This window comes from Melioribacter sp. Ez-97 (assembly GCF_051488665.1).
Lineage (GTDB): Bacteria > Bacteroidota > Ignavibacteria > Ignavibacteriales > Melioribacteraceae > Melioribacter.
In genome coordinates this window covers 87,501-100,605 of sequence record NZ_JBPSEG010000008.1, presented here as the reverse complement: position 1 = coordinate 100,605, position 13,105 = coordinate 87,501, and the positions used below count along the sequence as shown (strand labels likewise).

14 protein-coding genes are annotated in these 13,105 nt (G+C 41.3%); 3 read left to right on the top strand and 11 right to left on the bottom strand.

Going from position 1 to position 13,105, the window contains the following annotated elements:
• Nucleotides 1–49: 49 nt before the first annotated feature.
• Nucleotides 50–664 (top strand): L-threonylcarbamoyladenylate synthase, encoded by a 615-nt coding sequence (locus ACSSWA_RS10350; protein ID WP_437356496.1) that lies wholly within the window; start codon nucleotides 50–52, stop codon nucleotides 662–664.
• A gap of 40 nt (nucleotides 665–704) precedes the next feature.
• On the opposite strand, the gene ACSSWA_RS10345 is transcribed toward ACSSWA_RS10350, so the two are convergent.
• The 6 genes from ACSSWA_RS10345 to ACSSWA_RS10320 form a co-directional block, all read right to left on the bottom strand.
• Complete coding sequence (locus ACSSWA_RS10345; protein WP_437356495.1) at nucleotides 705–1,265, bottom strand: DUF192 domain-containing protein; 561 nt, start codon at nucleotides 1,263–1,265, stop codon at nucleotides 705–707.
• A 12-nt stretch (nucleotides 1,266–1,277) separates the two neighbouring features.
• Nucleotides 1,278–2,936: a glycoside hydrolase family 10 protein gene (locus ACSSWA_RS10340; RefSeq protein WP_437356494.1), complete on the bottom strand. Its 1,659-nt coding sequence runs from the start codon at nucleotides 2,934–2,936 to the stop codon at nucleotides 1,278–1,280.
• 6 nt (nucleotides 2,937–2,942) lie between these two features.
• Nucleotides 2,943–4,040 (bottom strand): 3-dehydroquinate synthase, encoded by a 1,098-nt coding sequence (aroB, locus tag ACSSWA_RS10335; protein WP_437356493.1) that lies wholly within the window; start codon nucleotides 4,038–4,040, stop codon nucleotides 2,943–2,945.
• Nucleotides 4,027–4,569, bottom strand: coding sequence for a shikimate kinase (locus ACSSWA_RS10330; RefSeq protein ID WP_437356492.1), 543 nt, complete (start codon nucleotides 4,567–4,569; stop codon nucleotides 4,027–4,029). Before ACSSWA_RS10330 ends, aroB begins: the two co-directional genes overlap by 14 nt.
• 63 nt (nucleotides 4,570–4,632) lie before the next feature.
• Entirely contained in the window at nucleotides 4,633–5,334 is a 702-nt protein-coding gene (locus ACSSWA_RS10325) for an outer membrane beta-barrel protein (protein WP_437356491.1), read from the bottom strand.
• 73 nt (nucleotides 5,335–5,407) lie between these two features.
• Entirely contained in the window at nucleotides 5,408–7,498 is a 2,091-nt protein-coding gene (locus ACSSWA_RS10320; RefSeq protein ID WP_437356490.1) for a peptidylprolyl isomerase, read from the bottom strand.
• Nucleotides 7,499–7,682: 184 nt separating this feature from the next.
• On the opposite strand from ACSSWA_RS10320, the gene ACSSWA_RS10315 reads away from it, so the two are divergent.
• Together ACSSWA_RS10315 and ACSSWA_RS10310 are read left to right on the top strand one after the other, a co-directional pair.
• Nucleotides 7,683–7,898: a hypothetical protein gene (locus tag ACSSWA_RS10315; RefSeq protein WP_437356489.1), complete on the top strand. Its 216-nt coding sequence runs from the start codon at nucleotides 7,683–7,685 to the stop codon at nucleotides 7,896–7,898.
• A gap of 7 nt (nucleotides 7,899–7,905) precedes the next feature.
• Complete coding sequence (locus tag ACSSWA_RS10310; protein WP_437356488.1) at nucleotides 7,906–10,023, top strand: sodium:solute symporter family protein; 2,118 nt, start codon at nucleotides 7,906–7,908, stop codon at nucleotides 10,021–10,023.
• Here ACSSWA_RS10310 and coaD read toward each other — a convergent pair whose 3' ends face one another.
• From coaD to ACSSWA_RS10285, 5 genes are read right to left on the bottom strand one after another with little or no spacing between them, the layout of a single operon-like run.
• Nucleotides 10,024–10,503: a pantetheine-phosphate adenylyltransferase gene (coaD, locus tag ACSSWA_RS10305; RefSeq protein WP_437356487.1), complete on the bottom strand. Its 480-nt coding sequence runs from the start codon at nucleotides 10,501–10,503 to the stop codon at nucleotides 10,024–10,026. It abuts the gene before it with no gap.
• Between the two features lie 55 nt (nucleotides 10,504–10,558).
• Entirely contained in the window at nucleotides 10,559–11,107 is a 549-nt protein-coding gene (gene rsmD / locus ACSSWA_RS10300) for a 16S rRNA (guanine(966)-N(2))-methyltransferase RsmD (RefSeq protein WP_437356486.1), read from the bottom strand.
• Nucleotides 11,108–11,110: 3 nt separating this feature from the next.
• Entirely contained in the window at nucleotides 11,111–12,037 is a 927-nt protein-coding gene (locus tag ACSSWA_RS10295) for a hypothetical protein (RefSeq protein WP_437356485.1), read from the bottom strand.
• A gap of 18 nt (nucleotides 12,038–12,055) precedes the next feature.
• Nucleotides 12,056–12,613: a hypothetical protein gene (locus ACSSWA_RS10290; protein ID WP_437356484.1), complete on the bottom strand. Its 558-nt coding sequence runs from the start codon at nucleotides 12,611–12,613 to the stop codon at nucleotides 12,056–12,058.
• 20 nt (nucleotides 12,614–12,633) lie between these two features.
• Complete coding sequence (locus ACSSWA_RS10285) at nucleotides 12,634–13,068, bottom strand: ComEA family DNA-binding protein (protein WP_437356483.1); 435 nt, start codon at nucleotides 13,066–13,068, stop codon at nucleotides 12,634–12,636.
• Between the last annotated feature and the right edge of the window lie 37 nt (nucleotides 13,069–13,105).

Below are 13,105 nucleotides of genomic sequence, written 5' to 3'. Positions count from 1 at the left end.
CGTATAATCAACCGCATCAACCCTATCCAAACAGATAAAAGGAGGACAAATGGAGTTTTATGAATTGCATCCCATTACGCCCCAGCAAAGATTCATCAACAAAGCCGTCGACGTATTACGCAGAGGAGGTGTGATAATTTATCCCACCGATACTGTTTACGGTATCGGCTGCGATATTTTCAACCAGGAAGCTCTCGAACGAATTTATACCATAAAACAGGACAGCGGAACCAAGCTCTTCAGTTTCATTTGTCCCGACCTGAAAGATATTTCGAAATACGCAAAAGTATCGGACTATGCTTACAAGACAATGAAAAAATTGCTGCCGGGACCTTATACATTCGTGCTGCCGGCTGCAAAAGAAGTGCCTAAAAAATTATGGACAAAAAGAAAAACAGTCGGAATTAGAATTCCGGACAATAAAGTTGCTCTGATGCTGGCAAAGGAATTGGGCAATCCGATAATAAGCACGAGCGTTACTAACAGAAAGGGAGAAATTTTATACGACCCCGAAGAAATACGATTGATTTTCAACAATCAAATCGACTTAATGCTTTCTGTCGGCGCTCTCGAAGGAAAACCTTCGAGCATAATCGACCTGAGCGATGAAGAACCCGAAATAATTCGCGAAGGAGCCGGCGATATCAGTATGTTCGTTGTGTAATATTTTTTACTGTCCCGGTCGAACGACCGGGGCAGTCAGTTTATAATCTCCGCCAGACAATTCGATCGCCTTCCTTAATGCCGTACTTATCCGTAAAACCGGCGTTTACTTCAACGACGAATTTAGCGGGTTTGCCAGAGCTATACGAGGATTCCGAATACGGCGTTGTATATTTGTGTATTTTAACAATTTTCCCTTCGGCGTCGGCAAATATCATATCGAGCGGCAGTATAGTGTTTTTCATCCAGAAAGATTGAGGAGTTTCATGCGGAAAGATGAAAAGCATTCCTTGATTTTCAGCCATATATTCGCGATACATCAGACCGGTTGCGCGTTGAATGTCGTCGTCGGCTATTTCCACGTCGATCTTTACAATCTGTTCGTCTTTGCCATTAACAAACGAAAGCTCGCCTTCTTTCACGAAAGAAAAAGCCGTTTTGTTTTTCAACGCCCGGTTCAATTCCGGATTGCCTTTTTCTTCATTCATAAAAAGCCCGGGTATATTTAAAAGATAGATCAAAAAAACGACCGCAGCCAGAGCGGCTACAATCTTAATCGTCTTGCTTTGATTTTTACTCTTTTTGGATTTGTTTTTTCCCATTGTCAGACTCAGTTAAAATTTCAATTCGGTTTTTTTATTCGATTTTTTGAATGTGATAATAACATGTTTCAGTTCCGCCGGAGCTTCTTTTTCCACAATTATGTTTTTGCCAGTTTCCAGGGCATATTCTTTAAGCAGATATTTATTCTCCGATTTATATTCCACTTCGATTGTTTCCTTATCCTTGCCGTAAATTAATAATTTGACGGAACCGTCTTTGCCTTTTACGAGCAACGGTTTCGAGTCGTACGACAGAATATCCTTAAGCCCTTCGAAGAAATCGATATACGGTAAACGGAGGTCGCGATTGCTCTCCTGCCAGTATCTGTTCAATGACGTAATTGCGAAATAACACTTAGGAAATTTCAAACGGCTTATCTCCACTTTCATGGAATTTTCTGTCGCGGGAATGATATCAATTAAATAATCATTGCTTAATTCGGAATTAGAATCGGGCATGCAATAAAGGGCGTAATATCTTACGTCAGTCGAATCTCCTGCGCTCTTTTGCCATTTCAATTCTATCGAACCGGATTTCATTGAGCGCTCTGCTGAAAAAGCCGAGAGCCGAAAATCGTTAACCCTTTTTGCGCCTTCGATTTTCTGAGGAATGGAAATACTTGCAAATGATTCGATCCGGATTTCCTTAATGTTGGAATATCTAAAAAATGCTATTCCGTCGGCGCCTATTTTTTTCGAGTACTCGACCATTTTATTGATTGCGGCTTTAACTTCGGGTTTGTAAGCCGCTATTCCGACAATTACGTTTTTACCGAATGAATTTTCAACCCATTCGCGCGCTATTTTATCGAATGCGGTCTGGTCTTCGAAAGACCAGTAGACTTGCGGGGCAATATAATCGAGAATGCCTCTGCGGAGCCATTCACGCGAATCCTGATAAACCTGAGAATAACCTTCCCAACCGTACATTCCTTTCAGATTTCTGTAGATTCCGATGGGAGTGGCGCCCACTTTTACGTACGGCTTTATCGATTTTGCGGATTTGTAAATCGACTCGATTAATTCGGTCACATTGTTTCTGCGCCATTCGTCGCGATTTTCATCGCCGCCGTAATTTGCATAAGAGTAATCGTCGTCTATATTATTTCCCGGATATCTGATGTAATCAAGCTGAATTCCGTCGACATCGTACTTTTCAATTAATTCCGTTACCAGATTCTTGATATAATTTCTGACTTCCGGACGCCCTATATCGAGCCAGAGCGACAATCCGTTTTCATCTTTATGTCTTATAATCCATTCGGGTTTTCGAACGGCGATATGATTTGAATCCATAGGCAAAGAATTCGACGCGTAAACCTGAACGGCGTTTATCCAGGCGTGAATTTCGAGTCCCCTCTTATGAGCTTCTCCGATAGCAAATTCCAGGACGTCAAATCCGGGCGAAACGTAAGGGCTCGGCGGGTCGTACGAAGAATTGAATAAAACCGTTCCGTTGCTCCTGACCTGGAAGTAAACCGTGTTTAATCTTTTTGCTTTAATCGAATCGAAAATTTCAATCAAGGCGTTTTTTTGAATGTCGATATCGTAAGTTGCCGGAGGCCAGTCGAGACGATGATTCGTAGCCACCCATACGGCGCGCGTTTCCCTTTCGGTTTCAGCCGAAATTAGCCCGACTGCTATAAAAAATATTGCCAGAATTTTTTTCATTTACGATTATACGCCAAAATATTGAAGTCCGTTATTAATTGCGTAAAGAACGTCGCGTTTATCGGCTTCGGCGTCGATAATAAGTTTGCCCGCTTTTTCGAGCAGCACAAAATTAATCGAGCCTTTTTTATTTTTTTTGTCGCGGAACATAATTTTATAGAGAGTTTCGGGATTATATTTACTTAATTTAATTTCGTTTCCGAATTCAACAATCAACGATAGATACTTCTCGAGATATTTATCGTTCATCAATCCCAATTTATTCGAAAGGTGCAAAGCGCACGCAATTCCCGCAATTACCGCCTGACCGTGTTTGATTTTATGATTTTGTTCCACTTCAATTGCGTGAGCGAATGTATGACCAAGATTCAGAATTTTTCTCAATCCGGTTTTTTCTTTTTCGTCTTTTTCGACGGCGCTGCCTTTGAACGAAACCGATTCCGTAATCGCTTTATTGAGGAACGCGGCGTTATAGTCAAAAGCCTTATGATAATTTTTAGAGACGTAATCAAAAAAGTCGTCTCCGATCAACAAGCCGTATTTGATTACTTCGCCGAGTCCGCAAAGCAGTTCTTCGCGCGGAAGTGTTTTAATAAATTCCGTATCAATCAACACCGACTCCGGTTGATAAAAAGCTCCGATAATATTTTTCGTATGACCGTAATTTATTCCGGTTTTACCCCCGATTGCGCTGTCGACCATGGCAAGCAAAGTAGTGGGAATATGAATATATCCGATTCCTCTGGCGTATACCGAAGCAGCAAAGCCTCCCAAATCGCCCGTTATTCCTCCTCCTATTGCGATTAAAAACGAACTCCTTCCGAGATTTTTGCGCAGCATTAAATCGAATATTTTTTTCAAACTGTCTAAAGATTTATTTTTTTCATCCGCTTTGAATTTGTAGACGATTGCATCGCCGTTCAGACTTTTAACCAGGCTCTCAATTTTATCTTTGTGAAGTCTGTAGACATTCGTATCGACTATAATAATCGAATCGTTATTGCCGGCAAGCGAGTTAATTTGTGATGCATACCTTTTAATTACGTTGTTCCCGATGTAAACGTCGTAGTTACGCGAAGGAGCCTTTATGTTAATTTTTTTCATTTATTTTCCTTTGAATACTTTGAGCAATTCTGTCAACCGTAAGACCGACCGGACGCGAGTCGCACTCGATTATCAAATCCGCCTGTTCGTAGTAACGGCGTCTTTTATCGAGTAAATTATTGATCCTTTCGATAAATTCTTCCTTGCTGTTTTTGTTCAACACAAGGTCTTTGAAAAGCGGTCTGTCGGTTTTGTTTTTCAATCTTTTATAGAGAGTTTCGCTGTCCACTTTGAGATAAACAATAAAACCGTTTTTTTTCATGAATTTCAGATTTTCATCTATTGTAATCGTACCGCCGCCAAGCGATATTATAACGTTGTCGTTATTCGATATTTCTTTCAAGAGCCGCGTTTCAACTTTCCTGAAATAACTTTCGCCTTTTTGTTCGAATATATCGACTATCGACATACCTTCCCGTTTTACAATCTCTTCGTCGAGATCGTAAAAATCGAGTCCCAATACGTTGGCCAGGATAGGACCCACAGTACTTTTGCCGCTCGTCATAAAACCGGTCAGATAAATAACCATTCTTGCGTTTACGCTTATTTATTGGTTCGAAATATAAGCAACTTACGAGAAATAGTTAATGAATCAGAACGGCATAATTCCGACAAGGTTCACAACAATTCCGATTCCGAACGTAATGCCGTCGACATTAACCTTCGTAGTATACGCTTCGGGATAGAGCAAATAGCTTTTCCCTTCGTAATTCACGAAAGCGCCGGTATATCTGCTTTTCAATTTTATGTCGGGATCGCGGAAACGGATGTGACCTCGCAATGCGATCTTATCGTTAATATAATAATCGATTCCCAGCGAAGCCTGAATACCGAAATCGATATTGAACCGGTCGTTTTCCGTAGAAACGTTAACCACATTCCGGATCATCTTTCCGATATAAACTCCAATGCCTCCGCCCATAAAAAACTTAAATTTATCAGACGAAAACGGGAGCCGATAATAGACGCTAAGATCAATCGGATATAATTTATAACCTTCTTCAATCGATATTGCGGTCCCGTTAAGATTAAAATCATCTCTTATTATTGTTTTGCGTATCATTTCGAACGCCAAAGCCGTCTCGATCGATTCCGACAGGTAATAACGAATTTCCCCCGACAAACTGTAAATATCGTTTAACTCTTCATAAACATATTTCATATCAAGGTTCGAAGATTCCGGGTGTAAAAACAATTTTGAAGATGTGGTATAATTGCCCGTCAGTGAAATTTCGGAAATCTGCGCGTTAAGGGAGGCAACCGACACTAAGCATATGATTAACAGCCGTTTCATCGGGATTAAAGATAAATCATTGAGAAAAAAATAGAAAGGATAAAAAAAGAGGGGCGTAAGCCCCTCGATTAAATTACCTGTAAAAGAGATGACGATTATCGACTATATCGGCTTCGTCTTTGAGTTTTTGAATCCACTGAGTCAAAAGAGTATTTTTCTTTCTGTTAAGAAGTTGTGTCGCAAGCCCGGTTTTTTGGAGTTGATATGTTTCGGGCACAAATTTGGTTCTGTATCTGACGTTAATCAGATAAACTCCGTTGTTGCCTTTGACCGGATTCGACCATTTGTTAAGTTCGCCTTTTAAGCAATAATCGGTAAAAGCAAATTCCTGTCCCAATCTCGGAATTGTAGACGCAGCGGTAAATTCGCCCGTAGTATCAATACGAACGCCGCCCCATACTTCCATAGCGACTTCAGGGTTGCCGTTGTCGCCCAGACGAGCCCGGATTTTTTCTGCGATCGACATAGCTTTTTCGAATTTCTTTTCGCGCAAAACTCTATTGCGAATTACGTCTTTAACTTCGTCGAATTCTTTAAATCCCGCTTTAATTTTGTCGGAAACCATCGCAACCACGTAGCCGGCGGGAACTTTGAATACATCGCTAATTTCGCCAACTCCGTTTTCGAACGCCCATTTAACCAGCGCTTTATTGCCGCCGAGTCCGGGTATGAACTGGCTGCCTTCATAGAAAGGCGGCGTTTCGACTACGTTATAATGCATCAATTCGGCTTCCGATTCGAAACCGTTTTCTTTCGCGATGTAAGAGAAATCGGATGCGCTCTGGTATAAATCGTCTAACGACGAAGCCGACATCTGAATTCGGTTGACTATTTTTTCGATTACGTATTCCGTATTTGTTTTTCCGGTTACTTTAATAATGTGATAGCCGTAATTGGTTTTAACCGGTTTTTGAACTACGCCTACCTGACCGTTGAAGCAGGCGTCTTCGAATTCTTTAACCATTTGACCTTTGCCGAACCAGCCCAGATCGCCGCCGCGGGAAGCGCTGCCGGGATCCTGGGATTTTTCCTTTGCCAGAGCGGCAAAATCGGCGCCGTTCATCAACTGGTTATAAATTTCGTTTGCCTTTTTTAAGTCTTCGCTGTCGTTCGCCGTGGAACGGACAAGAATATGCGAAGCCTTTACGACGGGACTTTTGCTGCTTACTTTGCCAACGATACGGTAAACAATGTATCCCTGACTTGTAGCTACAGGTCCGATAATATCTCCGACATTGCTGTTATAAACCAGGTCCTGAGCTTCGGCAGGAATTGCGGTTAAAGATACGGTATCTTTGGAATAAGGTACGTCGGAGTAAATTTCCACGTAAGATTTGAAAGAAGCCGTATCGTCTTTCAATTTAGCTACGATTGCTTCGAGATTATTTTTTATTCCGAGTGAATCCTGTTTTGAAGGAACCCTGCGGAAAAGAACGTATTTAATTTTCCTGGCGGGTTCGACTTTGAAATCTTTTTTATTCTTCTCGTAATATTCTCTAAGTTCTTCGTCCGTTACGTTAACGTCTTTATCGGGAATTATATTCGGATTCAACTGAATATAATCGGCTTTCATTTTAATGTTTTGTTTAATGAAAGCGTCTTTAATTTCCTCTTCGCTAACTATAACCGAAGCAAAGAGATATTCCTGCAGTTTGCGTTGTTTGAGTTGTTCTCTGATTAAATCTTCATAATAGAGGACGATTTCTTTATTACGCGGGTCTCTCATTGCCTGTTCGTACAATTGCCTGTTGAAATTACCCGTCGAATCGGTAAATTGTTGTCTCAGTTCCGCGGGAGGATTCGGACCCAGAAGAGCATCCCTTACTTCATCATCCGTGACAACTATTCCAAATTCTTTAATTTTTTCGTCGATTAATTTTTGAGTTACCAGAGCATCCCACACCTGGTCTCTGAAAAAGTCCATCTGGTTTTCATCTATTGACTGACCGGTAGCCTGTTCCTGATTTTGACGGGCTCTTTCGACCATATTGGAAAATTCCTGGTAGGAAATACTTTCTCCGTTAATCGAGCCTACGTTTTGCGATTGCTGCCCCAAAAACTCAAGGACTCGCGAATCAGATATTACCATAAACAGAACAAACATACCGCCAACCATTAGGATGAACCACGGAGCTAAACTCCTCATCCGTGCCATCATAGCCATATAAGACAACCTCCGTTTTTAGAAAAAAATTAATTTTAGAAGCTTAATTTAGATACACATCAGCTTAAATGCAATGATTTTATTGTCTTCGGAGAATTCGAAATCGACCGGATATGCCAAAATTAATTTGCGATTAATTTCCGAGCGTCCTAACTTGAATGACGATTTTAAAAAGGTTTTGGATATGAAACTCGATTTTATGAACACCTGGCTGCCTTTTATCTACCTCTATGTGGGAGGAGGCATCTTCTTTTTAATAGGTTTAATTATCATCCGAAAATCCAAAGCTCTCGACATGAGACAAAAACGCCACCGCTTCTGGTGGAAAGCTCTAATATTCGGATATTTCTATTTTATGGCGCTTCATGCCTTTCTAATAATTGCCGCACTATATCTATGAGAATAATATGGAAATAATGAAAAATATCGGTACTCAAACCGACTGGATAGTTCTTGTTATCTATATGATAACAATGCTTCTTTTCGGAACTTATTTTGCCAAATATAATAAAGACACAAACGATTTTTTCTTCGGCGGAAGGCGATTCAGCTGGTGGCTTATCGCAATGTCGATTGTTGCAACGGGCATTAGCAGTCACAGTTTCATCAAATATTCCGCTATGGGTTTCAAATACGGATTTTCTTCGTCGATGTCGTATATCAACGATTGGTTCTTCGTGCCACTTTTTATGTTCGGATGGCTGCCGATAATTGTCTATTCAAAAATCCGGTCGATACCCGAATATTTCGAACGAAGATTTTCTCCCGCAGCCAGATTTCTGGTCACCATACTTCAGCTTCTCTACTTAACGGGTTATGTAGGCATCGGTTTTCTTACAATGGGCAAAGCAATATTGCCTCTTATGCCCGAATCGATGTCGATATTCGGTATAAACTTTCATATTACTTTAATGGGATTGATTTGGGTTACCGCGGTAATTACCGGCGCGTACATAACTTTCGGCGGACAGACGGCTGTTATCTTTACCGATTTGGTTCAGGGAATGATGTTGATTTTTGCGGGTCTACTCGTATTCTTCCTCGGCATTTCATTTGTCGGCGGCTGGGACGCATTCTGGAATTTATTGCCCACAAGCTGGAAACTTCCGTTTGCAGGGTATAATTCGCCTGCCGAATTTAATTCCGTCGGAATTTTCTGGGAAGACGCGATTGCAGGTTCGGTTGGATTCCTGTTTATGAATATGGGACTGATAATGAGATTCATGGCTACCAAAAACGTACACGAGGGCAGAAAAGCCGCGGCGGCAAACATATTATTTATGCTGCCAATTTCCGCCGTGGTTGTAGGCGGAGGCGGATGGGTAGCCAAGGCAATCTCGGTAATGAATCCGGATATACTGCCTCCGAATACTAATCCCGACACAATTTTTGTTGTAGTATCAAATATATTGACAGGTCCGGGCGTCTTCGGTTTTGTAGTTGCAGCAATCGCAGCGGCATTGATGTCGACAGTAAGCACATTGGTTAACGCCGCATCTGCAATCTACGTAAACGACGTGGATAAGCCGCTCAGAATCTGGTTGAAAAAACTCGATAAAGGGCAGCGACTCGACGAAAAGAGAGCAATGGTTGTGGCAAGACTTTCGACGGTCGCATTTACCTTCCTTGGAGTTCTGGCAGTTTACGCATTCGTTTCGTATCCGACAATTTATCAGGCGCACGCATTTTTCCACGCCACATTAACTCCGCCGCTTATGATTGCAATTTTCCTGGGAGCTTTCTGGAAAAAATATACGCCTGCAGGATTAGTAACTACAGTCATAGGAGGCATTTCGCTAATGTTGTTGGGCAACCGCTTCCCGTATGAATTGATACGCCCGATTGCGCACGGCACTCCGTTCGACCCGGTTCATCCTTATACATATATGAGCGCTCTATACAATTTGATTGTCTGCGGCGCGCTTGCCGTTCTGGTTACGGTATTTCAGCGTCAACTACAAAAATTATCGACGAGAATTTATAAAAACAAGCGCCGCGATTTAATTGTCTACGGCATGATTGCTTTTAACGTGGTTATTGTTATTACCGACGTACTCGTAACGCTCTTACGTCTCGATTTTGCGTCAGTCGAAGTTCTTTTCTCGCTGTCGTTGATTATGTCGTTCTTCGTGGCGTTAATTACAACGCACTACGTTAAATACGACCCCGAGGCTCAAACGACCGGATTGACGATTTGGTCGATTCACAAAGCCAAAGAATTTTTCAAAGGCGGTAAACTTAACGAGCGCGAAGGCGAGAAGGCATTCGTGCACTGGAAATTGATTACGGACGACAACGAAGACGTAATAAATTTCTCTGAAAAAGACATGCGTAAAATGGAAGCTCATCCCGGCGATCTGGTTTATCTGTGCGACGCAAGGAAATATCTGGGCGGTTTGAAATCGGTTCATACTGTTTACGGAGAGCCTCACAACGAAGACGGCGTCGTTTACATCAGAAAACGCCATCTTGAATCGGGATTGTTTATTGAAGGAAGAATCCTTTACGGCGAAAAAGAAATGTAATCAGTAACCGAATTTTTCTTTCAATTTTTTCTCGACGAACGGAGGAACAAAATCCGATACGTTTCCGTGAAATTGCGCAAGGTTTCGCACGATAGTGGAATTCAAATAAGTGTATTTATCATGCGGCATCAATAAAATCGTAGTTATATCTCCGGCGAGCTTGCGGTTCATCAAAGCCATTTGAAATTCATACTCGAAATCGCTCACCGCCCTCAATCCCCTGATTATGCCGATTGCTCCCACCTGTTTTGCATGGTCAACAACCAATCCGTTAAAAGAATCCACTTCGACATTTTTAAAATCTTTCAAACTTTCGCGCAACATTTCCAATCGCTCCTCGACCGAGAAGAGCGCCGTTTTCATCGGATTTGTCGCAACGGTTACAACTACCTCGTCGAAAAGTTCGCTTGCTCTTTTTACTATGTCGATGTGTCCGTTTGTTACGGGGTCGAAAGTGCCGGGATAAATTACTTTTGCCATTATTCATTCCGTCAAATATAAAATCGATATTTCAATTATAATAAAAAAATGCCAGTCACCGAAAATCGAACTGATAGATTAAACTGTCGCCCAGTTTTTTTATCGGCTCGCGTTCGAATTCCGCTTTGTCTTTATCGAATGTTTGAATCGAGCGCTCAACTATCATAATGCCTGATGTTGACAAAAATCCGTTCGTCATTATTTTTTTTACAACTTTATGGATATCGTCTTTGAAAAACGGCGGATCGGCTAAGATCAAGTCGTATGTTTCGTGATCGTTTTGGCTTGAGAATCTGAGAGCGTCCATACGATAGATTTGCGTTCTATCTTGAATTCCCAACGATTCTATATTTTCCCTGAGCGTTTTCGAAACAAAAAAATCTTTTTCAACGAAGTGCGCCAGCGCGGCTCCACGGCTCAATGCTTCGAGCCCGAGCGAACCGGAACCAGCGTATATATCGCACACTTTTATTTCTTCGAAGTCGATTATGTTGTTCAGGTAATTAAAAATCGATTCCTTAACTTTGTCCGTAGTCGGTCTAACCAATTTCGATTTGGGGAATTTAATCGTCCTGCCTTTGAATTTTCCGGATATAATTCTCATAATTCAGACAATCCTTATTGCAATTCCCGTGGCGGCGGTAAAAGAATTGCGCTGCGAGAGATAAAGAGGATTCCTGGTTACCTGTTCGGTAGTTTTGAAATATTCGAAGGGATTAATCTTAATAATTTCCCTGGGAAATTTTTCGCCGAATTTATTGATGAACTCGTCGGTCAGGCTTTGCCCGCTTATTACAAAATTATCGACCTTGCCGTAATCTACTCCGTATTTTGAAAGCATACCGACGGTATTCTCGACCGACGCAATTAAATCGCTTTGATTGTTATATTTTTCAAAATAGAACGGAGTGACGCCTTCGAGCGCCATGAACGAAGAATAATCCTGCTCGATATAAAAGCTGAACGTAATTTTCTCGATAAATTTATTTTTTGAAAGATAAAAAAAGGCAAGCGACGACAGGTGAGCGTTGTCGATATACTTCAAAGTCAGTCCGTTGCGAACACAAAATTGTTTTATCAAATTTGCCAATTGCCGCTTCAATAAAAAAACAATCAATTTGTTTTCTTTCCGGATTTCGGATTTATCGGCTTCGATATACTGAACGAGAAAATCCTCGGGATTCGTTTCCGGATACAAAACGGAAATTTCCCATTTGATATGCTCCATCAAATCCTTTCTTGTGAGCGAATGTTCGTATGGAATTTCGAAAACAGTAAAGAAGGAATTTGAGAGGGTAAACGAAGAGAACTTGGAAGTAAGGTTTGTCTTTACCGAAAGTTTATTAAAAGCATCCTGGAGAATATCGAGAGTTTTTTTTTGCCAGTTTTCATCTTCGCCTGAATAAGCTCTAAACGGTCTGCTTAGCGCCGTCTGGTCGATATTCTCCAGAAAGAACGAATTGTTTTTATAACTAATTTCAACTAACTGCAGTTTTGATTCAGTTAAATTTATGCCTACATGATTTTGAAACACAACGACTCAATACTTAAATTATTCCCACGAAGCAGTATTTTGCAGAGCGTCGCTTCTGAGGTCTCCGATTGTGCCGTAACCGTCGGGGCATTCAATGTAATAACGTTGACCGATGATTCTGATCGTGTCGATATTAATAATTCTGCCTCTGCGATCAATAACGGTATCGACCGAGACGGAAGTATCGACCTGGAGCAGATACGGTTTGCCCGATTTGGGCGAATGAGTAATCGAATCCCATACGAGATTTCCGTCGCTCAAATTGAGGAACGGATTTGTAGGTCTTCCAGTAATCGAGTCGACGCCTTCAATTGCTTCTTTAACCGAAGGGTCGTTTTTCAGGAATGCCATAAGGCTGTCAATCGAATCGGTATAACGGTTATACTTCTCGTGCCACAGTCTTTCAGCCGATCTCAGATTCGACATTCTAAGTCGCGATTCCTTTTTATAGAATTGCTCCTGTTCGAGAATAGCCTTCGGATCGAGATATGCCACTTTTATTAATACAAAGACCAGCACAGCTATAATCGCATAGAGAATTGCATGGATATACCATGGTTCAGACTTGTGAGACATTATTCCTCCGATAAATCTTCTTATTTAACAATAATTTTGTCCTTTATCGTCTCGAGTTTTGAGTTGCCAATACCTTTTACATTCAGCAAATCTTCGATCGAATTAAATTTGCCGAATTTATTCCGGTATTGAACAATAGCTTCGGCAGTCTTAATACCGATGCCCGGCAGTTTCGTGAGTTCGTCAATTCCCGCATTATTGACATTAACGGGTATAAACCCGGATTCTGCCGCGTTATTGTTATTAACCCGAATTTTTGTCTCCCTAAAATCTAAAAGTTCCGGTTTAATATCAACATTATTTTCGATTATTTTTGATTCGTGAACCAGGTCGTCCAATTCCACGCTGCTTAAAAATAAGCTGTCGTCTTGCTTGTAATTGTAAAGGAAGACTTTACTGCCGTGAGTCCTGAGAAAATAATTGAATACGCCCCCGACGATTAGAAAAAAAATCAAATAGAAAATAACCCGGATTTCCGATTCTGTAAATCCG

Bases quoted from the DNA above. Each gene is read 5' to 3' on its own strand.
- ACSSWA_RS10350 (WP_437356496.1), top strand. From the start codon at position 50: ATGGAGTTTTATGAATTGCATCCCATTACGCCCCAGCAAAGATTCATC.
- ACSSWA_RS10345 (WP_437356495.1), bottom strand. From the start codon at position 1,265: ATGGGAAAAAACAAATCCAAAAAGAGTAAAAATCAAAGCAAGACGATT.
- ACSSWA_RS10340 (WP_437356494.1), bottom strand. From the start codon at position 2,936: ATGAAAAAAATTCTGGCAATATTTTTTATAGCAGTCGGGCTAATTTCG.
- aroB (WP_437356493.1), bottom strand. From the start codon at position 4,040: ATGAAAAAAATTAACATAAAGGCTCCTTCGCGTAACTACGACGTTTAC.
- ACSSWA_RS10330 (WP_437356492.1), bottom strand. From the start codon at position 4,569: ATGGTTATTTATCTGACCGGTTTTATGACGAGCGGCAAAAGTACTGTG.
- ACSSWA_RS10325 (WP_437356491.1), bottom strand. From the start codon at position 5,334: ATGAAACGGCTGTTAATCATATGCTTAGTGTCGGTTGCCTCCCTTAAC.
- ACSSWA_RS10320 (WP_437356490.1), bottom strand. From the start codon at position 7,498: ATGGCTATGATGGCACGGATGAGGAGTTTAGCTCCGTGGTTCATCCTA.
- ACSSWA_RS10315 (WP_437356489.1), top strand. From the start codon at position 7,683: ATGAAACTCGATTTTATGAACACCTGGCTGCCTTTTATCTACCTCTAT.
- ACSSWA_RS10310 (WP_437356488.1), top strand. From the start codon at position 7,906: ATGGAAATAATGAAAAATATCGGTACTCAAACCGACTGGATAGTTCTT.
- coaD (WP_437356487.1), bottom strand. From the start codon at position 10,503: ATGGCAAAAGTAATTTATCCCGGCACTTTCGACCCCGTAACAAACGGA.
- rsmD (WP_437356486.1), bottom strand. From the start codon at position 11,107: ATGAGAATTATATCCGGAAAATTCAAAGGCAGGACGATTAAATTCCCC.
- ACSSWA_RS10290 (WP_437356484.1), bottom strand. From the start codon at position 12,613: ATGTCTCACAAGTCTGAACCATGGTATATCCATGCAATTCTCTATGCG.